Below are 23,498 nucleotides of genomic sequence, written 5' to 3' on the forward strand. Positions count from 1 at the left end.
CGGGCGTCTGGGTGCGTGCCGCAGGCGGGCCTGGGGGTAGGGCGCTGAGCGGGGGAGTCTCTACCGGCCGGTAACCGGACGGGGACGTCCCCACCGTGAACTCAGGGTGCGTGTGCGACGATTCACCCGATGAACGCACACGGTGAAAGGAACAACCGGTGAAGGGCAGGATCCTCGTCGTCGATGACGACCTCGCGCTGGCGGAGATGCTCGGCATCGTCCTGCGCAACGAGGGGCTCGAGGTCGTGCACGTCGCCGACGGCTCCTCCGCGATGACGGCCTTCCGCGACAGCCGGCCCGACGTGGTGCTGCTCGACGTCATGCTGCCCGGCATGGACGGCATCGAGGTGTGCCGCCGCATCCGGGGCGAGTCCGGCGTGCCGATCGTCATGCTCACCGCCCGCAGCGACACGGTGGACGTCGTCGTCGGCCTGGAGTCCGGCGCCGACGACTACGTCGTCAAGCCGTTCAAGCCGCAGGAGCTCATTGCGCGGGTGCGTGCCCGGCTGCGCCGCGGCGACGAGCCCGAGCCGGAGCGCCTGGAGATCGGCGACCTGGTCATCGACGTCGCCGGCCACTCGGTCAAGCGTGACGGGCAGCCGTTGTCGCTGACCCCGCTGGAGTTCGACCTGCTGGTGGCGCTGGCGCGCAAGCCGTGGCAGGTGTTCACCCGCGAGGTGCTGCTCGAGCAGGTCTGGGGCTACCGCCACGCCGGCGACACCCGCCTGGTCAACGTCCACGTGCAGCGACTGCGCTCCAAGATCGAGCGCGACCCCGAGCACCCCGAGATCGTCGTGACGGTGCGCGGCGTCGGCTACAAGGCGGGCCCGGCCTAGCCGATGTCCGAGCCGAGCCGCCCGGCGCCAGCCTCGCCCTCCCGGTTCGAGATCCATCGGACGCGGGCGCTGCGCGCTGTCGGCTGGGCCGGCTCCCGGGCGCGCACGGCCGTCCTCGGCTCGGGGCGCTGGCTGACGCACCAGTGGCGCGGGTCGCTGCAGTTCCGCGTCATCTCGATGACGATGCTGCTCGGCCTGGTCGTGGTGCTGCTGCTCGGCTCCTACCTCTACCAGCAGATCGCCGACGGCCTGGTCGCCGACCGGGTGCGCTCGGCCTCGGAGGAGGCGGCCCAGGGGACACGGGCGGCGCAGGCGCGCTTCGACGCCGCCGACCGCACCGACCCCACGAGCCTGAGCGTCCTGGCGACCGACCTGGTGCAGCAGCTGGCATCGCCGGGGGCGGACCACACCCGCGACGTGATCCTCACGCGGTCGCTGCGCAACACCCGCAGCGCCGTCGTGGCGACCCGGCTCTCCGGGGACGTCGGCCTGCCGAGCGTGCCGGCCGAGCTGCGCGAGGCGGTCTCCTCCGACGCCACCCACCAGCACACGCAGATCATCGCGACCAGCTCCGCGAGCACCGGGGCGGAGGTGCCGACGGTCATCGTCGGCTCGCAGGTCTCGCTGCCCGTGGCGGGCAGCTACGAGCTCTACTTCGTCTTCCCGATGGAGCGTGAGCAGGCCACCCTCAAGGTGGTCGCCCAGACGTTCACCCTCGGCGGTATCGCGCTGGTCCTGATGGTCGGTGCCGTCGCCTACGTCGTCACCCGGCTGGTGGTCGACCCGGTGCGCCGCGCCGCCGAGGTCGCCGAGCGGCTCGCCTCCGGCGGGCTCCACGAGCGGATGCGCGCCCGCGGGCAGGACGACCTGGCCCGGCTGGCCAAGTCGTTCAACGCCATGGCCGAGAGCCTGCAGAAGCAGATTCGCCAGCTGGAGGACCTCTCCCGTGTCCAGCAGCGCTTCGTCTCCGACGTCTCCCACGAGCTGCGCACCCCGCTGACCACGATCCGCATGGCCGGCGACCTGATCCACGACTCCCGCGACGACTTCGACCCCTCGGTGTCCCGCTCGGCCGAGCTCCTGCACGACGAGCTGGACCGGTTCGAGTCGCTGCTGGGGGACCTGCTCGAGATCAGCCGCTTCGACGCCGGCGCCGCGGCCCTGGACATGGAGGCCACCGACCTGCGCGACACCGTGGCGCGGGTGGTCGAGGCGACGGTGGCGATCGCCGAGCGGCGGGGCAGCACCGTCGGCGTGGAGGCCCCGCACAAGGCGTGCGTCGCCGAGATCGACCCGCGCCGGGTGGAGCGGATCCTGCGCAACCTCGTGGTCAACGCGATCGAGCACGGCGAGGGGCGGCCGGTCGTGATCCGGGTGGCCTCCAACGCCACGTCGGTGGGTGTCACCGTCCGCGACCACGGCGTGGGCCTGCGGCCAGGCGAGGCGGCGCTGGTGTTCAACCGGTTCTGGCGGGCCGACCCGGCGCGCGCCCGCACCACCGGGGGCACCGGCCTCGGGCTGGCGATCGCCCTGGAGGACGCGCACCTGCACGACGGCTGGCTGCAGGCCTGGGGTGAGCCGGGCCGGGGGTCCTGCTTCCGCCTCACGCTGCCCAAGCGGGCCGGCGTCGGGATCGAGCGCTCCCCGCTGCCGCTCACGCCCGAGGACGAGCGCCCGGCATCGGCCCAGGGCATCGGAGGGCCCTACCAGCAGCTCAAGCCCCCGGCCGAGGCACCGCGGTGAGCCGGCGGGCCCTCGTCGCCGCCGTGGTCGGCGTGGTGCTCAGCCTGGTCCTGGGCGCCTGCGGCGGCCTGCCCACCACCGGGCCGGTGCGCGAGGGCCTGGCGGTCGGGGGGCCGCCGGTCGAGCCGGTGCGGGTGCTGCCCGACGGGCCGGCGGCCGGCGCAACGCCCGAGCAGATCGTGCGCGGGTTCCTGCGGGCCGCGGCCGGCTTCGACGACGACCACGCTGTCGGGCGCTCGTTCCTGGTGCCCAACGTGGCGCAGAACTGGATCCCCGACAACGGGGTCATGGTCTTCCCCAGCGAGTCCGGGCTGACCTTCGCCTCGGTGGGCCCGGACCGGGTCAAGGTCACCTCCCCGGTGAGCGCCACCATCGACCCCGCCGGGCGGTTCCGCGAGCTCCCCGCGGGGACCACCACCAGCGCGACGTTCACCTTGCAGCAGGTGTCCGGGCAGTGGCGGATCACCAGCACCCCCAAGGGCTTCGGGCTGTGGCTGAGCGAGGCCGACCTGGAGCGCCTCTACCGGCCCTTCGCCGTCCACTACGCAGTGCCCTCGACCCGGGTGCTGGTGCCGGACATCCGGTGGTTCCCGCTGACGGCGGGCCTGGCCACCACGCTGGCCCGGGCCCAGCTCGACCCGGTGCCGGACTACCTGCGCGGCGCGGCGATCTCCGGGGTGCCCGAGGCGACCCGGCTCGCGGTCGACGCGGTCCCGGTGGAGAACGGCCGGGCCTCGATCGACCTGTCGGTCAGCGGCCTGGTCGCCGACGCCGAGCTGCGCCGGGCGATGTGGGCCCAGTTCGTGGCCACCGTGACCCAGGCGCCGTCGGTCCTGTCGGTCTCCCTCGTCGTCGGCGGGAGCAAGGTGGACCTGCCAGGCGTGCCCGAGGCGCCCACGAGCGTCGTGGCCGTGGGCTACCCCGACGTCGACGCCTCGGCCACGGCGAGCACGATCGTCATCCGCCAGGGCACGGCTCTGCACCGGCTCGACCCCGGACGCCTAGGGGCGCCCGGCGACCCGCCCCGGGCGCCGGCCGCCCCCGTCGGTGAGCTGCCCGCGATACCGCTGGGGTGGGGGCCGCTCGCCCTGTCCCACGACGGGGGCGAGCTGGCCGCCGTCAGCACCGACGGCTCCACCCTCGCCCGGTGGCGGGGGGCCAAGCAGACGCTCGTGCCTGCGTTCGCGGGGCAGCTCACGCGGCCGGCCTACGACGGCCGGGGCGGCCTGTGGGTGGCGGGGACCAAGGACGGGGTGACGCGGGTCTACGTGATCGACGCCGCCGCGGGCGCGACGACGCCCCGGCCCGTGACGGCCGGCTGGCTGGCCGGGCGCCAGGTCGTGGCGCTGCGGGTGGCCCAGGACAGCGCGCGGGTGGCCGTGGTCTCACGTGACGCGGCCGGTGGAGACGCCCGGGTGGACGTGGCCGGCATCGTGCGCGGACCGGACGGCCGTGCCCGCAACCTCGCCGCGCCGCTGCGGGTGGGGGCCTCCCTGACGGCGGTGCACGACGTGACCTGGCTGGACGACCGGACCCTGGCGGTGCTCGGGTCCGCTGGCAGGACCGACCCGCTACGGCCCTACCTCGTGCCTCTGGGTGGGCCGGTCAGCGCCCTGGCGCCGGTCGAGGGTGCGGTCTCGCTCACCAGCACGGGCGGGCCGCGCGGGCTGTTCGTCGTCAACAGCCGCGGTCAGGCACTCACGCGGGCGGGCAACGGGTGGGTAGTCGAGGCGAACGCCTCGGACGTGGTGGTCCCGGCCGGCTGAGCTTAACCGGCAGCGAGGTCGTCGTGCGATCTCCATTTTCTGCTCTTCTCTGCCGATCCTGAGCATTCACAACGTCTTTCGTCGGTCAGAGCACGTCGGTGCTTCCTCGGTGGTGGTGGCGTTGGCATCCCCCGTTCGGGGGATGCCGCTGCGCCTGATCAGCCCCCGGACGCGGACGCATCGGGCGATGTCGACGGATCCCCTTCAGCGACAGTCTCTTCTTGTCGTCGGGACGCCCGCCCCGGCGCCCCGGATGTCCTGAAAGGGGACCCTGAAATGACCCGCTACATCGCCAAGTTCCAGACCAAGCTCGCCTCCGTCATGGACTCCCGTGAGGAGGGCGCGACTGCGGTCGAGTACGGCCTCATGGTCGCGCTGATCGCCGTCGTCATCATCGGCGCGGTCACCCTGCTGGGTACGAACCTGTCGGCCCGCTTCAACGCCATCGCCACCGCGGTCGGTGCCTGAACCATCCAAACGATGCCGGCCGTCGGGGCGGACCGCAAAGCCCGCTCCGCGGCGGATCTTCTGAAAGGGGACTAGGAATGCTCCGTTACATCGCCAAGATGCAGACCAGGCTCGCCGCTGTCATGGACGCTCGTGAAGACGGCGCCACCGCGGTGGAGTACGGCCTCATGGTCGCGTTGATCGCTGTCGTCATCATCGGCGCGGTCACGCTCCTCGGCACCAACCTGAGTAACAGGTTCACCGACGTGTCCACCGCTGTCGGCGGCGCCTGAGCTGCGCAAGACGAGCATGGCGTCATTGGTGGCGAGCCAAGTGGTCGGTGCGGCGCGTACGTCGCACCGACCACAGCGCCGCACACCAACGTCGCCGGCCGCTGGCTCGATCGCCGGCCCTGGCGCTTCCACTGAAACGTCTTTGTCGGACTCGTGCTCGTCGGCTTCCAGACGCTCTTCCTGACTGACCTTCATGAAATGCGAGGTGCCGCGATGGCCAAGCGAACAGCGGGCCGGCTCGGCCTGGGTGGGGTCGCCCACCGAAGGCACATGGACCAAGGGGCGGCGGCCGTCGAGATGGCCCTCATCCTGCCGGTGCTCCTTTTTGTTCTCATGGGACTGATCGACTTCGGGCGCGCCTACAACGCGCAGCTCCAGCTCAGCCAAGCTGCGCGCGAAGGAGCTCGTCTCGCCGCCCTCGGGGGTTACACCCCGAGCCAGATCCAGACACGGGTGCAACAAGCCGCCCCGGCCCTCACGGGAGCGTCGCTTCCTGCTGTGTCGATGGGGGGCTCCTGCCCCGGACCTGGCAACGCGACGGTCACGGTGACCTCCGGGTTCACCTGGATTACCGGCATCAGTGCGATGTCGACCTTCTTCGGTGGGACCTTCACCGGTCCCAACACCCTCTCGTCGACGGGAGTCATGCAATGCGCGTCCAGCTGAGCATCCTTCGCCTGGCCCGCACGGTGAGACGACACGTCGATGCGCGTCTCCAGGGGCGCGACAGCGGAGCGGTGGCGACCATCGTGGCCCTCCTTGTCGGCGGCGGCGTCGTCCTCGGTTGCGCCGCACTGACCATCGACACCGGGTCCCTCATGTGGGAGCGCCGGCAGCTGCAGAACGGAGCCGATGCGGCCTCGTTCGCTGCAGCTCGTACCTGTGCCGCGACGACGAACTGCAGCCCTACAACCGCGTCCCTGACCCCATTGGCCAGTGCGAACGCCAGCGATGGGGCGAGCAACGTCGACAGCGTCTGTGGCAGCAGCACTGCCATCGCGACCAACCCGTTGCTTCCCCTGTGCCCGAGCTATGGTGCCACCCCGCCGCTTGTGCAGTGCCCCACCGTGCCATCGGCGTTCGCCGGCGCCCCTTATGTCGAGGTGCGCACCAGTACACGCACCGCGAGCGGATCGACGATCCTGCCGCCCTACCTGGCCCAGACGTTGGCCGGGGGAAGCTACACGGGAGGGACCGTCCGGGCCTGTGCCCGTGCCGCGTGGGAAACCCCGAGTGGCGGCACCGTCATCCCTCTCACGATCTCCACCTGCGAGTACAACAACTACACCGCCAACGGGACGAGCCTTGTGCCGCCTCCCCCGTATACCTCGGGCTACCCGGTAACCCCGCTCGTCTACGAGCACGCCATCTACTTCCACAACACGACGGGTGCCTCGCACTGTCCCGCAGGGCCAAGTGGGTTCGACCTGGCCGGCGGCTTCGGCTGGCTCAACAGCTCGACGAACTGCGCCGTGACGATCTCCGCCACGGGCTGGGTCGACGACAAGACCGGGACATCCGAGCCGAATGACTGCCACCTGGAGACCATGACCGGGCGGACCGTCTACCTGCCGATCTACGTGCAGACCAACGGCCTGACGGGCAACAACGGTCAGTACCTCATCGATGGGTTCGCGGCTTTCTACCTCACCGGCATGCGGTTCCCCGGAAACGACATCAACTCAGTCGTCACGGGACGCCGGCTGTGCATGCCTCCCGACACCTGTATCTATGGCTGGTTCACGACGGGACTCATCCCGCGCGGCCAGTTCTCCACCGGTAGCACCCCCACCCCTCGCGGCGCCACCACCGTCGTCGCCGCCGGATGACCGGCCCGAAACCAGAGAAGAGTTGAGTCACATGGGTCGTCGAGTTCTCGCCGTTGTCGCTGCGACAGTGGTCGCCCTGGTCGGCGTTGTCGCCGTCCTCCTCTACGCCAAGGGAGCCGACTCACGCGCCGTCGCGGGGCAGAAGCCGGTTGATGTCTTCGTTGCCCAGGAGGTGGTGCCGGCAGGCACCACTGCTGGTGATGCCGTCGCGAACGGGCTGATGGCCCGAACCCAGGTGGCCGCCAAGGCCGTGCCGCCGGGGGCGCTGACCACGGTCGACGACAAGACGTCCAAGCTCCTGGCGCTCAACGACATCGCCCCGGGTGAGCTGGTCCTGTCCAGCCGCTTCGGCACGACGCCCCTCGGCCAGAAGGCGCTCCAGGTTCCCGACGGGCAGGTGGCACTCGCGGTGCAGCTGTCCGACCCGGCCCGCGTCGGCACCTTCGTCACCCCCGGCTCCCACATCGTCATCTACGGGACGTGGCCCGGTCAGGGCAAGGGCAACAACAGCAACGCCCCGAAGGTCACCAGAGTCCTGCTTGACGACGTCCTCGTCATCGCGGTCGGGAACTCCTCGCTCACCCCGGTCCAAGGAGCATCCCCCCAGGCTCAGGCAGATCAGAGCTCCTCCGGCCAGGCGCCGACAGCACTCGTCACCGTGGCGCTGCCTCCGGAGAACGCCGAGAAGCTCGTTCACGGTGTCCAGACCGCTGACCTCTACCTGGGTCTGCGTGGGACCGACGCGAAGGTGGGCACGGCAGCTGTCACCGACACCACCCTCTTCGCCAAGTGATCGGGACGCGACATGACGATCCTCTGGGACCTGGATCCCCACGCAGCTGACACCTACCGCTACGCGCTGGGCGAGGTCGAGCGCCTGGACACCGCACCCCTGGTGCTGCGGGCCCTGGCGTCAGGGACGCACGAGCTGCTCGTGGTCGTCGGCCCGGACGTGGACCTCCAGGCGGCCTGTGACCTTGCCGAGCAGGTGCGCCTGGACCGACCAGAGGTCGGTGTGGTGCTGCTACGTCGCCGCCTCGACGTGACGGTCATGGGTCAGGCCTTGCGATCGGGCGTCCGGGAGGTCGTCCAGGCCGACGACCAGAACGCCCTCGCCGAGACCTGCCGGCGCAGCGTGGAGCTCTCCCAACGTCTGCGTGGCGCTTCCGGGGCGACCTCCAGCGAGGGGAAGGTGGTGACCGTCTTCTCCGCCAAGGGTGGGGTCGGCAAGACCACCTTCTCGACGAACCTCGGGGCCTACCTGGCTTCCACGGGTCTGCGAGTGCTGCTGGTCGACCTCGACCTCGGCTTCGGTGACGTCGCCATCAGCCTCCAGCTCATGCCCGAGCGGTCGATGAGCGACGTCGTGGCCATGTCGGGACGACTGGACGAACAGGGTCTGGCCTCGGTCGTCACCCGACACGACAGCGGTCTCCACGCCGTGTGTGCCCCCAGCGAGCCCGGCGATGTGGACCGCATCTCCGGGGCGACCGTCGGTGAGCTCATCAGGGTGGCCCGCCGCATGTACGACGTCGTCCTGGTCGACACCCCGCCGGCGTTCACCGAGCACGTGCTGGTCGCCTTCGACGCCAGCGACGCCCTGGTGCTGATCGCCACCCTGGACGTCCCGGCACTGAAGAACCTTCGCGTCACCCTCGACACCCTGGACCTCCTCGGGAACCCACGAGACTCACGTGTCATCGTGCTCAACCGCTCCGATGCGAAGGTCGGCCTCAATCACGACGACGTCGTCCGGGTGCTCAAGCAGCCGATCGCCGTCAGCGTACCGAGCAGCTCCAATGTGCCCGCCTCGATCAACAGGGGTGTGCCGATCGTGCTGAGCGAGCCCAGGCACGCCGTCAGCGCGGCCATCCGGACCCTGGTCGAACGCCACCTGCGCCCGCTGCTCGGCAGCGAGGCCGACGTGACCGCCACGAGCACCCACCCCGCCGGCTCTGGCGCCGGCGAGGCACCCCCCAACCCGCCGCGCACGCGTCGCGAGCTGCGGTTCCTGCACCGAGGAGGCAAGCGATGAGCCTGGCTGATCGACTCGACAACGTCCGGCGTGGCCCGGTGCACCCACAGGGTCACGAGGGGGTGAGCCACCTGCCGCTGGCCCGGCACCGGGCGCAGGACCCGTTCGCGGCGGTGAAGGCGAGCGTGCACCAAGCGCTCCTCGAGTCCCTCGGGCCGCAGCTTTACGACCCGCACCTCGAGCAGTCCGAGCTCGAGCAGCGGGTGCGGCACAGCCTGCAGTCGGTGCTTGACGCCGAGCAGACGCCCCTGTCCGCGGCCGACCGGACCCGCATCGCCCAGGAGGTGACCGACGAGATCCTCGGTCACGGCCCCCTGGAGCCGCTGCTGCGGGACAACGAGGTCACCGAGATCATGGTCAACGGCCCGGACAGCATCTTCGTCGAGCGGGCGGGCCGGATCTACCCCGTGGAGGCGCGGTTCACCAGCGACGCTCACCTGCGCCGCACCATCGACAAGATCGTCGGCCGGGTCGGCCGCCGGGTCGATGAGAGCAGCCCGCTCGTGGACGCCCGGCTTGCGGACGGATCCCGCGTCAACGCGGTCATCCCGCCGATCGCCCTCGACGGCAGCCTGCTCACCATCCGCAAGTTCTCGGCGGACCCGTACACCGACCGGGACCTCATCGCCTTCGGCACGATGACCCCGCAGGTGCGCGACTTCCTCGAGGCCTGCGTGAGAGGACGCCGCAACATCGTCATCAGCGGCGGCACCGGCTCGGGGAAGACGACGCTGCTCAACGTGATCTCCAGCTTCATCCCCGAGGACGAGCGGATCATCACCATCGAGGACGCCGCCGAGCTCCAGCTGCACCAAGAGCACGTGCTGCGTCTGGAGTCCCGCCCTTCCAACATCGAGGGCCGCGGCTCCATCCCGATCCGTGAGCTGGTGAAGAACTCACTACGCATGCGGCCCGACCGCATCGTCGTCGGCGAGGTCCGTGACGGCGCCGCGCTCGACATGCTTCAGGCCATGAACACCGGCCACGACGGCTCGATCACCACCGTCCACGCCAACAGCCCTCGCGACAGCCTGTCCCGGCTGGAGACGATGGTGCTGATGGCTGGGGTGGACCTGCCCGTGCGGGCGATCCGAGACCAGGTCTCCAGCGCGGTCAACCTGATCGTGCAGCAGGCCCGACTCCAGGACGGCAGTCGGCGCATCGTGGCGATCACCGAGGTGGAAGGGATGGAGGGCGACGTCATCACCCTCCAGGACCTCTTCCAGTTCGACTACTCCGCCGGCCGGGACGAGCAGGGCCGCTTCCGCGGCACCCTGCGCAGCACCGGCCTCCGGCCCAAGTTCACCGAGCACCTCAAGGACCTCGGGGTCGAGCTCAACCCCGCGATGTTCATCCGGGGTGCGGGGTGACCCCGGTGAGGCAGCGCATCTGGCCGCTGCGGCTTCCTGCGTCGGGGGCGCGCGCTCTCATCGCCTCCGCCATCACGGTGCTGGCCAGCTGGGGCGGCGGCTCCGCAGCCCTGGCCGCCCCTGCCCCGGCGCCGGTCTCGCTGAGTGACGTGGTCGTGCAGCCCGGGTCCGTCTCCGCGCTGCTCACGGTGCGCGACGACGGGCGGCCGGTCTCCATCGCCCCCGGCTCGGTCACCGCCAAGGTTGGGTCGACCCAGGTTCCCGTGACCGTCCAGCCAGTCACGGCCGGCCGCCGGGTCACGACCCTCCTCGTCGACACCAGCGGCTCCATGGGGGTGTCGGGCATGGCCACCGTGGCCCAGGCCGCGAACGCCTTCCTGGACTCCGCTCCCAAGGACGTGCTGGTCGGCCTGGTTGCCTTCTCCGACACACCCCAGGTTGTCCTCGCCCCGACAGCTGACCGGGCCGCGGTCCGCCAAGCGATCGGAGCTCTGAAGTCCAAGGGCGAGACGACCCTCTACGACGGAATCTTCAGCGCCATCGGCCAGCTCGGCAGCAACGGGGACCGAAGCTTCGTCCTCCTCAGCGACGGGGGCGACACCCGGAGCAAGCACACCCTCGCCCAGACCACCCAAGCGCTCGCCGCGTCCGGCGTGCGGGCCGAGGTCGTCGGCTTCAAGACCGACGAGAGTCAGGGCACGGTGCTCGCAGGTCTGGCGCGGGCGGCCCACGGCAGCGTCGCCGCGGCCGGCAACCCCACCGCGGTCGATGCCGCCTTCACGGCCGCGGCACGAGCGCTCAGTTCCCAGGTCCGGCTCAGCCTGAAGACGCCCAAGGGCGTCTCCGGCCAGCAGGACGTCGCGGTCTCGGCCAGGGTCAACGGCCGTGTGGTCACCGCGACGACCCGGCTGGATCTCGGCGTCCCAACGCCGGAGGCTCCCGCACCCGCCGTCACCGCCGCCGCGCCCGCGCCGGCACCCCTTGCCGCGGCCGCCCCGGTGACGCTGCGGCTGCTGGGTATGCCGTGGCAGCTATCGGCTGCACTCGGTGCCCTGTTTGTCGGCCTGGTGGGACTTGTCCTTTCACTGATGTCACCGATGCTGAAGTCCGCGAAAGCCCGCCGGGTCGAGTCCATCGAGCACTACGTGAACGGCACCACCCCGGCGGCTGCCACCGCGGACGCACCTTCAGCGACCCACCTGAGCCAGACCCTCATCGGCCTGGGCGAGAAGGTCATGGAGGGCCGGGAGTCGACCTCGCGGACGATGGCCCTGCTCGAGCGAGCTGACCTGCCCTGGCGGGCGGGGGAGTGGGCCGTGCTGCGGGTCGTCGCCGTGGTCATCGGCATCGCCGGCGGGCTGCTGCTGCTGCACGAGAGCCCCTCGCAGATGGTGTTCGGCATCGCGCTAGGGGTGGTGGCCGGGCTGGTCCTGCCTTCGTTCTTCCTGCGCTTCGCCGCTCGCCGCCGGGCCAAGAAGTTCGAGGCACAGTTGCCGGACGTGCTCAACCTGGTGGCCAGCAGCCTCTCGACCGGGTTCTCGCTGCTCCAGGCACTCGATGCGGTCTCTCGCGACGCCGCGCAGCCGGCGGCCAAGGAGTTCTCCCGGGCCCTGGCGGAAACCCGGATCGGCGCCGACGTCGACGAGAGCCTCGAGCGTATGGCTGTCCGGATGGACAGTGACAACCTGCGCTGGACGGGCATGGCCATCCGAATCCAGCGTCAGGTCGGCGGCAACCTCGCCGAGACGCTGCGGACGACGGCGGCCACGCTGCGTGAGCGGGAGTCCTTGCGCCGGCACGTGAGAGCGCTGTCGGCGGAGGGCAAGCTCTCGGCGTACATCCTCATCGCCCTGCCGATCGGGCTATTCCTGTACATGAACCTGACCAACCACCAGTACGTCTCGCTGCTGTGGACCAACATCCTCGGCATCATCATGCTCGGCGTGGGGGTCGTCTTCCTGGGCGTCGGCGTCTTCTGGATGCGCAAGGTTGTGGAGGTGGAGGTATGAGCTCGTCAATGTTCCTCATCGTCGGACTGATCGCCATCGGGGGAGCCGTCGCCACCTTGGTGCTGGCTTTCGCCTTCGATGCCGGAGCGCCGACCGGCGTGGCACGGGGCCTCGCTCTCATCGAGAACGGCGTCTCCCGGGCCGAGGTGGGCAAGCACGAGCTGCCGGCATCGGAGCGGCTGCTCAAGCCGTTCCTCAGTGGGACCCGTGGGCTGGCCTTGCGACTCTCGCCGTCCGGCACTCACGAGCGCCTCCAGCGGTTGCTCGACCTCGCCGGCAACCCTGGGACCTGGACCGTGGAACGGGTCCTCGCCTTCAAGGGTGCCGGCCTGGTGAGCTTCGCGGTCCTGGTGCTCCTGTGGACGCGGTTCAGTCTCGTCGGCGTCGTCGTGGCTGTCGGCGCGGGTGCGGCGGGGTTCTTCCTCCCCGACATCCTGGTCTACAACCTCGGGGTGAAGCGGCAGGACGAGCTGCGCCGTGGCCTGGCCGATGCCCTCGACATGCTCACCGTCTGTGTTGAGGCAGGCCAGGGTTTCGACGCGGCATTGCTCCAGGTCGCACGGGCCACGGAGGGTCCCGTTGCGGGGGAGTTCGCCCGGGTACTCCAGGAGATCCAGATCGGCAAGCCACGCGGCGAGGCGTTCTCGTCCCTGGCAGCTCGCACGCGGGTCCAGGAAGTGAGCACCTTCGTCAGCGCGCTGGTCCAGGCGGATCGGCTCGGCCTACCGATCGCCAACGTCCTGCGCGAGCAGTCGGTGCAGATGCGGCTGATCCGACGTCAGCGGGCGGAGGAGAAGGCGCAGAAGGTGCCGGTGAAGATCCTCTTCCCGATGCTGCTGTGCATCTTCCCCGCTCTGTTCATCGTCATCATCGGGCCGGGCGTGATCCGCATCATCGGGCTCTTCTCGCACATGGCGCACTGACGACGGCAGAAGTCAGCGCTGGCGGTCCGGCTCGGTCTTCACCAGACCGAGCCGGACCGCCGCCATGATGGCGCCGGCCCGGTTATGAGCGCCGAGCTTGTCGTAGAGCTTGGTGACGTGGGTCTTGACCGTCGACTCGCTCATGAACAGCTCTCGCGAGACCTCGGCCACGGACGCGCCGTCGACCAGTCTCTCGAGCACCTCGGTCTCGCGCGGGGTCAGCTTCGGGACGGTGGTGTTGGCCTGCCGGCGCAGGGCAGCAGCCAGGCCGTTGGCCGTGAAGGAGTCCGGCGCCGTCGCAGCCCGGCGCACCGCGTCGACCACTTCGGTGGAGGAGGCGCTCTTGAGCACCAGCGCCGTGGCCCCGGCATCGAGCGCCTCGAGCAGGGTGTCGTCGTCGTTGTGCATCGTCAGGACGACGATCCCCAGGCGGGGGTGGGCGGCGCGGGCGGCCCGCACCAGCGCCAGGCCGCTGCCGTCGGGGAGGGAGACGTCGACGAGCATGACGTCGGGCTGCTTGGCGGCCAGCAGCGTGCGCGCGTCGCTGACGGAGGAGGCCTCACCGACGACCGCGAGGTCGGGCTCGGCCTGGATCACCCGGGACACACCCTCGCGGACGAGGGTGTGGTCGTCGATCACCACGACGTTGGTGCTCATGATCGCAGCCCGATCCTTTCCGCCTGGTGACGGTCCGCGCCCCCCGTATCGGCCGGGCTGAGCTCGAGGGTGAGCTCGACCCCACCGCGGGGAGCGTGTCCGATGAATATCACGCCGCCGAGCCTCGCGAGGGGGTGATCGGAGAAGTCGCGGGATGGCAGGGAGCTCTCGCCGTCGTGGCTGAAGCGAAGGCTGACGTGCGGGGCGTCGATGCGCACGGTCAGGTCCACGACGCTCGCGCCCCGGGCGTGGCGCACGTCCGCCAGCAGCTCCAGGACGAACCGGAACAGCAGGTCGTGCACCTGCGCCGGCAGGGCCAGCCCGCTGTCCTGGACCTGCGCGTTGACCTCCAGGCCGGTGATCTCGGCGAACTGCTCGACCCGGGCCTGCACAGCCTCGGCGAGGCCGGCGTCGGGGTCCACGACCACGGTCAGGTCGGCCATCTTGAGCCTCAGGTCGGCCAGGATCCGGCTCAGCTCGCCACGGACCTCGCCCAGCGCCTCCTCGAGGGTTGCGTCGGAACCCCCGTCAGCGCGGGAGGCCTGCCGGCGGGTGAAGTCGATGCGGTAGCCGAGGGCGACCAGCTCCTGGGCCAGCCCGTCGTGCAGGTCCTGCGCGAGACGCCGGCGCTCGAACGCTGCGACCCGGTCTCCCACGCCCGCGACGTCCAGGGCGCGTGTGAGCGCCTCGGCCTCGCCCGCCACCGCGGTGGCGACCGTCGACAGGTCCGACACGTCGAACGGTCGGCTTCCCTCGCGGTCGGCGACCACGACGGCCGCGCGGTGGCCGCGCGCGTCCTCGACGGGCACGGCCAGGAGCGAGCGCGGGCCGTCGGGGGAGTCCCACGCGGCAACCTCGCCGGGGCCACCGCGCCAGACCCGGCCGACGCACAGGTCGGTCTCGCGGGGGTCCGGCCAGGGAGCCTGTTCGGCCCCGACGAGGGCCAGCACGACGGCGGGGTGGTCGGCACCTCCCGCCAGGACGCCCAGGCGCAGGTCGCCCAGCTGGTCGGCGACCTCGTCGAGGAGCCGCTCGGCAACATCGGTGGGCGCCTCGGGCGGCACCGCAAGATCACGGCGGTCGGCGGATCCGGTCATCGGGTCTCGCACCTGCTCAGGTCACCCCCGCAGTCAGGACTGTCGGTCGTCGTTTGCGTCCACTCTCATGGTGGCGCGTCAGGCAGCCTGCTGTCCGGTCAATCAGCCATCCGGCCGGTTTTCCCCATGCCCCCCTCACGCCCCCGCGTCGTCCACAGGCTCCCGCGCGGGGCTGGCCCGCGCAACCGCGCACGGCCGAGGATGCCTCCATGGGGTATGCCGTGCGGCCGGGTCCGCGGGCCGTGCGCCTGCGGAACGCGGCGTCGGCCTGGTCCGCCCTCGTCGACCTCGCGCTGCCCCGCAGCTGTGGTGGCTGCGGGGCGGCCGGCCGTGCGTGGTGCAACCGGTGCGCAGACGACCTGGCGGGGTCGGTCGCGCTTGGAGGGGCCCAGCCGTGGGCACCGACCCCGTGCCCGCCGGGGATGCCGGTCACCTGGGCCGCGGCGCCGTACAGCGGCGCGCTGCGCGACGCGCTGGTCGCCTACAAGGACGGCGACCGCCGCGACCTGGCCGCCGTCCTGGCCCCGGTCCTGGCCGGAGCGGTCATCCGGGCGGTCGAGCAGGACGGGCGGGTGCGGGCCGTGCTGGAGGCCGGCAACGGCCCGGTGCTCGTCGTCCCCGTGCCCTCCTCCGCGGCAAGCGTCCGGCGTCGTGGCGACGCCCCGCTGCAAGGACTGCTGGACCACGCCGTCCGCATCGCCGACCCCGGCGGGCAGGGCCTGCTGCCCGCGCCGGCGGTGCGACTACGGCGACGGGTGGCCGACCAGGCCGGCCTGGGGCACGCGGCGCGGGCGGCGAACCTGGAGCACGCGATGGAGGTGCGCCGTCGCTGGGCGCCGGTCGTGGCCGGGGCGACGTGCCTGGTGGTGGACGACGTGCTCACCACGGGCGCCACGCTCGTCGAGGCGAACCGCGCACTGCGCCGCGCCGGAGCCCGCCACGTCGTCGCGGCGACGGCTGCCGCGACCCGGCGGCACGGCATACCGGGGGTGTCCTGACCGTGGGCTGGGTGTCAGGTCAAGGGATCCGGTGGATCCGTCCAACCCGTGGCCGTTCCCTGTGTCGCTCCGGGCGATAGTGGTCTAGCGTTCCTACATGGCCCCCACGGTCGCCGCTCAAGCGGTCGCACCCGGTCGTCGCTCCAGCAAAGCGGGCGGCGGCGAAGGGGCTGAGGTTCCTCCCCGCGGGAGGTGGTGCCGCGCCTGAAAGGGCCCGCGCAGGCCCCTCTGTGATACCGCGAAATCCCAAGGAGGACACCTGTGGAGATCGTCGTCACCGGACGGCACGTCCAGGTCTCGGACCGTTTTCGTCGACACCTGGATGACAAGCTGGCCAAGGTTCCCCAGCTCGCGCCGCGCGTGCAGCGGCTCGATGTTGTCGTGACCCATGAACCCAACCGGCGCCAGTCCAAGGCCTGTGACCGGGTCGAGATCACCTGCCACGTGAAGGGGCCCGTCGTCCGGGCCGAGGCGTGCGCAGATGACAAGTACGCCGCCCTCGACGTCGCGATGGACAAGCTCCTCGAGCGACTACGGCGCGCGCACGACCGCAGGCGGGTCCATCGAGGACGACATGTCCCTGAGTCCGTCGCGCAGGCCACTGCGCGCCTGGCGGACCTCCCGTCGCTCAACGGAGCGTCAGGCGGTGCGCCCGAGGCCGAGACCGAGGCCGTCCCCGCCGAGGGCGAGTCGCCGATCGAGGTCCGCGAGAAGGTGCACGCGACGGCGCCGATGAAGCTCGACCAGGCCCTCTACGAGATGGAGTTGGTCGGCCACGACTTCTACCTCTTCCATGACGCCGAGACCGACCGGCCCAGCGTGGTCTACCGACGACGCGGCTGGTCCTATGGCGTGATCCACCTCGACATCGACGAGATGGCCGAGGAGCGCGTGGGCTGAACGCCCCGAATCCTCCAGATTCCTCAAGAGGTGCCCCTCCTTGTGCGGGAGGGGCACCTCGCTGGCGTTTGCGTGCCATGATGACGCTCGTGACGACCAACGGCCTCTCTCCCGTGACCGGCGCCGGCACGCCCTTGTCCCGCAACGGTGAGGCGATCCGGGTCCTGGTGGTCGACGACCACGTCCTCTACCGACGCGGCCTCGAGCTCGTCCTCGGCCAGGAGGAGGACATCGACATCGTCGGCGAGGCCGGCGACGGCCACGAGGCGATCCGGCGCACGGAGGAGCTGCTCCCCGACGTCGTGCTGATGGACGTGCGCATGCCGCGCCGTTCCGGCATCGAGGCCTGCACCGCCATCAAGGAGCTCGTGCCCTCCACCAAGATCGTCATGCTGACGATCTCCGACGAGGAGTCCGACCTCTACGAGGCGGTCCGGGCCGGCGCCAACGGCTACCTGCTCAAGGACGTGCCCGGCGAGCAGATCGCCGACGGCATCCGCGCCGTCTCGACGGGGCAGTCGCTGATCTCGCCGTCGATGGCCTCCAAGCTGCTCTCGGAGTTCGCGCTGATGATCAAGCGCCACGAGGAGCGCCCGGCGATGCCGGTGCCGCGCCTGACCGAGCGCGAGCTCGAGGTGCTCAAGCTCGTCGCGCGGGGCATGGCCAACCGCGACATCGCCAAGGCGCTGTTCATCTCGGAGAACACCGTCAAGAACCACGTGCGCAACATCCTGGAGAAGCTCCAGCTCCACTCGCGCATGGAGGCGGCCATGTACGCCGTCCGCGAGAAGCTGCTCGACCTGCCCGACTGAGCGCCTGACGCCCATGACGAAGGGGCGGTGACCGGACTCCGGTCTCCGCCCCTTCGCTTCCTCGGGGGGTCAGTGGGCGGCCGCGCCGCCTCGACGCCACATGCGGCTCACCGCGAGCGGCACGAGCTGGGGGGTCTGGCGCTGGTAGTCGCGGTAGTCCGGGAGGACGGCGGCGAGGATCTCCTCCTCGTGGGCGACGCGGTACAGCTGCAGACTCACGATGAAGGCCCAGACAGCGAGCCCTACCCAGTTCGGGCGCAGGAGCACGGTGCCCAGCATCGCCGTCAGCTCGCCGGTGTAGAGCGGGTGACGGACCACGGCGTACGGGCCGGTCCGGATGACCCGGCGGGCCTGGGCGACCATGCTGAAGCTGCGGTCGAGGTGGCGCAGCGACCAGATGGAGAAGCTCAGCCCGAGCAGCAGCAGGGCGTTCGCCAGGATCAGGACTGCCACTGATGGGGTTCTCGCGGGCAGCAGCGGGAGGGCAAAGGGCAGCCACGTCGCAGTGAGCGCCGCCATGGCTGCAGTCCTCGATGGATGGCTCGCTTTCGCTCTCGATCGCCGTACGAACACCAGGACGAACAGGGCGTAGAAGGCAACGCAAGCAACCTTGGCGCCGATGGAGAAGACGTGGGACGTCGACCAGCCGTTGCCGCCGCGGACAAGGTTCAGGAGTCCTGAGGCGTTCAGCAGCAGCAGGCCGGTCATCACGGGCACGCCGACGAGCCGCCCGAGGTCCAGCCGCTGCGCCCCCTCGCGCGCCAGGTCCGGCAGGGCCGAGCCGTGGGTCTCGTGTGTGGTCACCGGCCGCACCTCCCCTGAGCGCGGACCGGCCGGCCCGCATGGGTCCACTCTCGCGGGGCGGTCGCGGATACAGCACAGCCGTTCGGTCGGAGGTGTCGGCCGTGAGGCTGACGAAGTCCGACCGAACGGCCGATGTGCGTGGCCCTAGCTCGGGCCCGGACGTGACCGGGGTCAGTTCATGTGCCCCTCGTGCAGGCACAGGAAGTTGCCCTCGGTGTCCTTGAACCACGCGGCCTTGTCCTTGCCGTCGTCCGCGATGTGGTCGACGGTCCGCAGCTGCGGGGTGTCGTAGTCCTCGAACTGCACGCCCTTGCCCTCGAGGTCGGCGATCTCGCGGACGATGTCGTCCACCTCGAAGCTGAGCACCGTGTGCGCACTGTGGTCACCTGGGGCGGGCATCAGCTCGACCGAGGAGCCGGCGGCCGTGCGCAGGGCGTGGTTGCCGGCGGCAGCGTCGCCGAGGTCGGTCAGGCCCAGCGTGTCGCGGTAGAACGTCGTGGCCCGGGACATGTCGTCCACGGGGATGATGGTGGTGATGGGGGACTTGCTGATCATGGGCACCTCCGAGGCCCGCGGGTGTTGCCCCCTGCCGAACCCGCCAATTCTCCGCTCCCGCTCTGGCCCGGACAATCCGCCGGGGGTGCGCAGAAGCGCGTATGCCGTGTGCTCGCCACGGCCGGTCGGTCCCCGACCGTAGAGTGCTGGCGTGGCGAGAGACCCGGACCGACTCACGCAGGCGCAGGCGCGCCGTATCGCCCTGGCGGCGCAGGGGTTCTGCGACCCGCGGCCGGCTCCCGGGGCCGCCACGATGCGCCACCTGCAACGGGTCATCGACCGGGTCGGGATCATCCAGATCGACAGCGTCAACGTGCTGACCCGCAGCCAGTACCTCCCCTTCTTCTCCCGACTCGGGCCCTACGACCAGGCCCTGCTCGACCGCGCCCGCGACCGCGCCCCGCGGCGCCTCGTCGAGTACTGGGCCCACGAGGCCAGCCTGGTCCCGCCCACCACCTGGCCGCTGCTGGACTTCCGGATGCAGCGGGCCCTGCACGACTCCTGGGGTGGCATGCAGCGGGTGGCCCGGGACCACCCCGAGCTCGTCGAGGCGGTCCACCAGGAGGTCGTGACCCGCGGTCCGCTGACCTCGCGCGAGGTCGAGGCCGCCCTCGAGCACGACCTGCCGCGCGACAAGACCGAGTGGGGCTGGAACTGGAGCCTGGTCAAGAACGCCCTCGAGCACCTCTTCTGGGCAGGCCAGATCACGAGCGCGGGTCGCACCAGCCAGTTCGAGCGCCGGTATGCCGCGCTGGAGCGTGTGCTGCCCAGGGACGTCGCCGTGCAAGCGGTCCGGCCTGAGCTGCGGCCGTCCCACCCGGAGGCCTTCCTCGCGCTGATGCGCATCGCCGCCCGGGCCCACGGGGTGGGCACCGAGCAGTGCCTGCGTGACTACTTCCGCCTCAAGCCGGAGCAGGCGCGCCCGGCCCTCGAGTCTCTCGTCGCCGCGGGGGAGCTGCGGCCGGTGACGGTCGCCGGATGGAGGCGGCCGGCATACCTGCACGTGGAGGCCCGCATGCCGCGGCGGGTGCACGCGGAGGCGCTGCTGAGCCCGTTCGACTCCCTGATCTGGCAGCGCGACCGGACGCTGGCGCTCTTCGACTTCCACTACCGGCTGGAGATCTACGTGCCGCAGCACCTGCGGGTGCACGGCTACTACGTGCTGCCGTTCCTCTACGGCGACCGCCTCTGGGCGCGCGCCGATCTCAAGGCGGACCGGGCCTCGAGCACGCTGAGGGTGCGCTCCGTCCACTGGGAGCCGGGGGCGCCAGACGAGGCCAAGGAGGCGCTGGACGCCCAGCTGGCCTCGCTCGCCGGCTGGCTGGGGCTGTCCCATGTCGGTTGAGGCCCCGATCCGGACCGGCCGGGCCGGCCTGCACCGGGCGTGGTGGGTCGCGGCCGCCACCCTGGGTGCCCTCGTCGCCGCGGCGGCGTTCCGCTCCTCGACCGGGGTCCTGCTGGAGCCGCTGGAGCACGAGTTCGGGTGGAGCCGGGCCACGACCTCCGGGGCCGTCACGCTCAACCTCGTCGTCTACGGGCTGACCGCCCCCTTCGCCGCGGCGCTGATGGAGCGGTTCGGCGTCCGCCGGGTCGTCAGCGCCTCGCTGGTCCTCGTGGCCGTCGGCAGCGGGCTCACGGTCGTGATGACCGACGCCTGGCAGCTGTGGCTGCTGTGGGGCCTCGCCGTCGGGGTCGGCACCGGGTCGATGGCGCTCGTCTTCGGGGCGATCGTCGCCAACCGCTGGTTCCACCGGCACCGCGGGCTGGTCACCGGCATCTTCTCGGCGGCCAACGCCACCGGGCAGCTGGTCTTCCTGCCCACCATCGCGGCCCTCGTCGCCGGTCCCGGCTGGCGCTTCGCCGCCGTCGGGGTGTCCGTCGTGGCGCTGCTGCTGGCCCCGGTGGTGTGGCTGGTCCTGGCCGACTCACCGGCGGACGTCGGGACGACGCCCTACGGCGCCGAGCCGCTCGACCCGCTCGCCAGCCTGGTGGCGGCGGATGCCGTGGCGCCCGACGCGGTGGGGGAGTCGGTGCGGGAGCCGGCGGCGCGGGTGGCGGTGCGCACCCTGCGCGAGGCCGCCCGGTCGCGGGTCTTCTGGGTCCTCATGGCGACCTTCTGGGTCTGCGGGTGGTCCACCAACGGCCTCATCGGCACCCACTTCATCCCGGCGGCCCACGACCACGGCATGCCGCCCACCACCGCGGCCGGGCTGCTCGCCGTGATCGGGATTTTCGACATCGTCGGCACGGTCGGCTCCGGCTGGCTGACCGACCGGGTGGACCCCCGCATCCTGCTCTTCGTCTACTACTGGTTCCGCGGGATGTCGCTGCTCGTGGTGCCGTGGCTGCTCGGACCTGTCGTCGAGCCGAGCCTGTTCGTGTTCATCGTCTTCTACGGCCTCGACTGGGTCGCGACCGTCCCGCCCACGGTTGCCCTGTGCCGCAAGCACTTCGGGCTCGAGCGCTCGGGCGTCGTCTTCGGCTGGGTCTTCGCCGCGCACATGGTGGGGGCGGGGGTGGCCGCCAGCTTCGCCGGCTGGACCCGCGAGTCGAGCGGCAGCTACCTCACGGCCTGGATGACGGCCGGCGCCCTGTGCCTGACGGCGGCGCTCGCGGTGCTGACGATACCCAAACGAGACCCTTCGAAATCCGATGAATCGTCTCAAAAGTCTCATCTTTCCCGATAGCATCCGCTCGCCGCCCCGGTCACCCCGACCGGACCCATGGCGTGCAGGACAGTGGTGGCCAGCCCACCGCAAGGGGAGTAACTCACACATGACTCGAACGATCCGAGGGCGCTCCGCGACGGGCGCCCTTTCTGTTGGTGCCCTGGCGCTGGCGGGTCTGGCCCTGGCACCGGCGGCCGTCGCCGCGACCGCGACCCCGGTGCACGGCTACGACATCGTCGACTACTCCGGCACCGGCACGCTGCCGGCCGGCTGGTCCATGCAGCTCTCCGGCCAGGCCGGCGCGTGGATGGACTACGACTCCCGCACCAACACCAACGGCTCGATCCACATGGGGGTCTCCGCCACGACGGAGAACGTGTGGCTGCGCAAGGCTCCGGCCACCGCCACGACCCTCTCGGGCGTCACGACCGCGTCCTACGAGAGCGTCGTGGACCAGGGCTCGACCCCGGCGACCTACCAGCTGGCGCTGGACTGCAACACCAGCACGCCCGGCGGTGCCGTGACGCTGACCTGGTCGGCCCCGTCCCAGGCCGCCGGCGCCGCGTGGCGCACCAACACCGTCACCTCCGGCAGCTGGATCGCCGACCACACCATCAACGGCGACGGCTCCACCAGTGCGTCCACCAGCACCCCGACGGGCACCGGCATCCAGGGCGGCACCGCCCACACGCTGGACGAGTTCAAGGCCGTCTGCGGCACCGGCACCGTCACCTCCTACGGGATCACGCTGCCCGGTGCCAGCTCGGTCCGGGAGTCGGCTGTCGACACCATCACCTTCAACACCGAGGTGTCGGACTTCCAGTACGTCGGGATCGACCGGATCGCCGGCAGTGACCGCGTGGCCACCTCGATCGCCGCGTCCAAGGACCTGTTCACCGCCGTCGGCACCAGCGGCCAGGCCAACGCGGTCGTCGTCGCCAGCAGCACCTCCTTCGCCGACGGCCTGGCCGGTGGCCCCCTGGCCACCTACGCCGGCGGTCCGCTGCTGCTCAGCGGCAAGGACCACATCGACTCGCGGGTCCTGTCCGAGATCAAGCGGACCCTGTCCACGGGCAGCACGGTCTACCTCGTCGGCGGCACCGGCGCTCTGAGCTCGACGCTGGAGTCCGAGGTCCGCAGCGCCGGCTTCGACGTCCAGCGCCTGTCGGGCTCCAACCGGTTCGCCACCGCGGTCGCCGTCGCCAACGCCATGGCGGACGTGACCTCGGTGTTCGTCACCGACGGGATGACCTTCCCCGACGCCCTCAGCGCGGGCCCGGCGGCGGCCCACAAGGTCGGTGCGGTGCTGCTCACCAACGGCACCTCGATGCCGGTGGACACGGCGAACTACCTCAAGGCGCACACGTCCCTGACCAGGTACGCGGTCGGCGGGTCCGCGTCCACGGCGTCGACGGCCTACGTCCCCTCGAGCAACCGCTTCGTGGGCGCGAACCGCTTCGAGACCTCGACCAAGGTCGCGGGCGCCATCTTCCCGGGCACCGACAAGGTCGCCTTCGCCTCCGGCATGGCGTTCCCGGACGCCCTGTCCGGCGGGGCCTACGCCGGCCTGCTCGACGAGCCGCTGCTGCTCGTCCCGGCCACCGGTTCGGTGCCGACCGCGACGCAGACCTACCTCAACGCCGGCAAGAAGGCGCTGACCTCCTCGGAGGTCATCGGCGGGACGGCCGCGGTCTCCGAGCAGATGGTCGGGGCGCTCGAGGGCGTCATCAACTACGGCAGCTGAGCCCGCTCACT

22 protein-coding genes are annotated in these 23,498 nt (G+C 71.2%); 18 read left to right on the plus strand and 4 right to left on the minus strand.

Features of this window, described 5'->3' with window-relative positions; genetic code table 11:
• Nucleotides 1–158: 158 nt before the first annotated feature.
• The 12 genes from mtrA to AC3ANM_RS16610 all read left to right on the plus strand — a co-directional run bounded on the left by mtrA (nucleotide 159) and on the right by AC3ANM_RS16610 (nucleotide 13,251).
• Entirely contained in the window at nucleotides 159–836 is a 678-nt protein-coding gene (mtrA, locus tag AC3ANM_RS16555; RefSeq protein WP_488285512.1) for an MtrAB system response regulator MtrA, read from the plus strand.
• A 3-nt stretch (nucleotides 837–839) separates the two neighbouring features.
• Nucleotides 840–2,579 carry an MtrAB system histidine kinase MtrB gene (gene mtrB, locus AC3ANM_RS16560; RefSeq protein WP_488285513.1) on the plus strand — a complete coding sequence of 580 codons (1,740 nt, stop codon included), beginning with the start codon at nucleotides 840–842 and terminating at the stop codon, nucleotides 2,577–2,579.
• Complete coding sequence (locus AC3ANM_RS16565; RefSeq protein WP_488285514.1) at nucleotides 2,576–4,345, plus strand: LpqB family beta-propeller domain-containing protein; 1,770 nt, start codon at nucleotides 2,576–2,578, stop codon at nucleotides 4,343–4,345. The genes mtrB and AC3ANM_RS16565 overlap by 4 nt, the downstream gene beginning before the upstream one ends.
• 276 nt (nucleotides 4,346–4,621) lie before the next feature.
• On the plus strand, nucleotides 4,622–4,813 hold the full coding sequence (locus AC3ANM_RS16570; RefSeq protein ID WP_488285515.1) for a Flp family type IVb pilin: 192 nt from the start codon (nucleotides 4,622–4,624) through the stop codon (nucleotides 4,811–4,813).
• Between the two features lie 77 nt (nucleotides 4,814–4,890).
• On the plus strand, nucleotides 4,891–5,085 hold the full coding sequence (locus AC3ANM_RS16575) for a Flp family type IVb pilin (protein WP_488285516.1): 195 nt from the start codon (nucleotides 4,891–4,893) through the stop codon (nucleotides 5,083–5,085).
• Nucleotides 5,086–5,238: 153 nt separating this feature from the next.
• A complete protein-coding gene (locus AC3ANM_RS16580) occupies nucleotides 5,239–5,751 on the plus strand; it encodes a TadE/TadG family type IV pilus assembly protein (RefSeq protein ID WP_488285517.1) in 513 nt (170 codons plus the stop codon).
• A complete protein-coding gene (locus tag AC3ANM_RS16585) occupies nucleotides 5,736–6,914 on the plus strand; it encodes a pilus assembly protein TadG-related protein (protein ID WP_488285518.1) in 1,179 nt (392 codons plus the stop codon). The genes AC3ANM_RS16580 and AC3ANM_RS16585 overlap by 16 nt, the downstream gene beginning before the upstream one ends.
• A gap of 31 nt (nucleotides 6,915–6,945) precedes the next feature.
• Nucleotides 6,946–7,707, plus strand: a complete 762-nt coding sequence (gene cpaB / locus AC3ANM_RS16590; protein ID WP_488285519.1) for a Flp pilus assembly protein CpaB — start codon at nucleotides 6,946–6,948, stop codon at nucleotides 7,705–7,707.
• A gap of 12 nt (nucleotides 7,708–7,719) precedes the next feature.
• Nucleotides 7,720–8,949 carry a CpaE/TadZ family protein gene (locus AC3ANM_RS16595; protein WP_488285520.1) on the plus strand — a complete coding sequence of 410 codons (1,230 nt, stop codon included), beginning with the start codon at nucleotides 7,720–7,722 and terminating at the stop codon, nucleotides 8,947–8,949.
• Nucleotides 8,946–10,319: a TadA family conjugal transfer-associated ATPase gene (locus tag AC3ANM_RS16600; RefSeq protein WP_488285521.1), complete on the plus strand. Its 1,374-nt coding sequence runs from the start codon at nucleotides 8,946–8,948 to the stop codon at nucleotides 10,317–10,319. The genes AC3ANM_RS16595 and AC3ANM_RS16600 overlap by 4 nt, the downstream gene beginning before the upstream one ends.
• Nucleotides 10,320–10,324: 5 nt before the next feature.
• Nucleotides 10,325–12,328: a type II secretion system F family protein gene (locus tag AC3ANM_RS16605; protein ID WP_488285522.1), complete on the plus strand. Its 2,004-nt coding sequence runs from the start codon at nucleotides 10,325–10,327 to the stop codon at nucleotides 12,326–12,328.
• Nucleotides 12,325–13,251 carry a type II secretion system F family protein gene (locus AC3ANM_RS16610; RefSeq protein WP_488285523.1) on the plus strand — a complete coding sequence of 309 codons (927 nt, stop codon included), beginning with the start codon at nucleotides 12,325–12,327 and terminating at the stop codon, nucleotides 13,249–13,251. Before AC3ANM_RS16605 ends, AC3ANM_RS16610 begins: the two co-directional genes overlap by 4 nt.
• 12 nt (nucleotides 13,252–13,263) lie before the next feature.
• Here the strand turns inward: AC3ANM_RS16610 and AC3ANM_RS16615 are convergent, their stop codons facing one another.
• Together AC3ANM_RS16615 and AC3ANM_RS16620 are read right to left on the minus strand one after the other, a co-directional pair.
• Nucleotides 13,264–13,908: a response regulator transcription factor gene (locus AC3ANM_RS16615; protein WP_488285524.1), complete on the minus strand. Its 645-nt coding sequence runs from the start codon at nucleotides 13,906–13,908 to the stop codon at nucleotides 13,264–13,266.
• Nucleotides 13,905–15,005 (minus strand): sensor histidine kinase, encoded by a 1,101-nt coding sequence (locus AC3ANM_RS16620; protein WP_488285525.1) that lies wholly within the window; start codon nucleotides 15,003–15,005, stop codon nucleotides 13,905–13,907. Before AC3ANM_RS16620 ends, AC3ANM_RS16615 begins: the two co-directional genes overlap by 4 nt.
• A gap of 209 nt (nucleotides 15,006–15,214) precedes the next feature.
• On the opposite strand from AC3ANM_RS16620, the gene AC3ANM_RS16625 reads away from it, so the two are divergent.
• The 3 genes from AC3ANM_RS16625 to AC3ANM_RS16635 all read left to right on the plus strand — a co-directional run bounded on the left by AC3ANM_RS16625 (nucleotide 15,215) and on the right by AC3ANM_RS16635 (nucleotide 17,715).
• Nucleotides 15,215–16,003: a ComF family protein gene (locus AC3ANM_RS16625; protein ID WP_488285526.1), complete on the plus strand. Its 789-nt coding sequence runs from the start codon at nucleotides 15,215–15,217 to the stop codon at nucleotides 16,001–16,003.
• Between the two features lie 261 nt (nucleotides 16,004–16,264).
• Nucleotides 16,265–16,903 carry a ribosome hibernation-promoting factor, HPF/YfiA family gene (gene hpf / locus AC3ANM_RS16630; protein WP_488285527.1) on the plus strand — a complete coding sequence of 213 codons (639 nt, stop codon included), beginning with the start codon at nucleotides 16,265–16,267 and terminating at the stop codon, nucleotides 16,901–16,903.
• Between the two features lie 89 nt (nucleotides 16,904–16,992).
• Nucleotides 16,993–17,715, plus strand: a complete 723-nt coding sequence (locus AC3ANM_RS16635) for a response regulator (protein ID WP_488285528.1) — start codon at nucleotides 16,993–16,995, stop codon at nucleotides 17,713–17,715.
• A gap of 69 nt (nucleotides 17,716–17,784) precedes the next feature.
• On the opposite strand, the gene AC3ANM_RS16640 is transcribed toward AC3ANM_RS16635, so the two are convergent.
• Nucleotides 17,785–18,519 carry a methyltransferase family protein gene (locus tag AC3ANM_RS16640; protein ID WP_488285529.1) on the minus strand — a complete coding sequence of 245 codons (735 nt, stop codon included), beginning with the start codon at nucleotides 18,517–18,519 and terminating at the stop codon, nucleotides 17,785–17,787.
• Between the two features lie 171 nt (nucleotides 18,520–18,690).
• Entirely contained in the window at nucleotides 18,691–19,074 is a 384-nt protein-coding gene (locus AC3ANM_RS16645) for a VOC family protein (protein ID WP_488285530.1), read from the minus strand.
• A 151-nt stretch (nucleotides 19,075–19,225) separates the two neighbouring features.
• On the opposite strand from AC3ANM_RS16645, the gene AC3ANM_RS16650 reads away from it, so the two are divergent.
• The 3 genes from AC3ANM_RS16650 to AC3ANM_RS16660 all read left to right on the plus strand — a co-directional run bounded on the left by AC3ANM_RS16650 (nucleotide 19,226) and on the right by AC3ANM_RS16660 (nucleotide 23,487).
• Nucleotides 19,226–20,419, plus strand: a complete 1,194-nt coding sequence (locus AC3ANM_RS16650; RefSeq protein ID WP_488285531.1) for a winged helix-turn-helix domain-containing protein — start codon at nucleotides 19,226–19,228, stop codon at nucleotides 20,417–20,419.
• Nucleotides 20,409–21,761, plus strand: coding sequence for an MFS transporter (locus tag AC3ANM_RS16655; protein ID WP_488285532.1), 1,353 nt, complete (start codon nucleotides 20,409–20,411; stop codon nucleotides 21,759–21,761). The genes AC3ANM_RS16650 and AC3ANM_RS16655 overlap by 11 nt, the downstream gene beginning before the upstream one ends.
• 88 nt (nucleotides 21,762–21,849) lie before the next feature.
• Entirely contained in the window at nucleotides 21,850–23,487 is a 1,638-nt protein-coding gene (locus AC3ANM_RS16660; RefSeq protein ID WP_488285533.1) for a cell wall-binding repeat-containing protein, read from the plus strand.
• Nucleotides 23,488–23,498: the final 11 nt, after the last annotated feature.

This window comes from Oryzihumus sp. JJN4-3R (assembly GCF_057747915.1).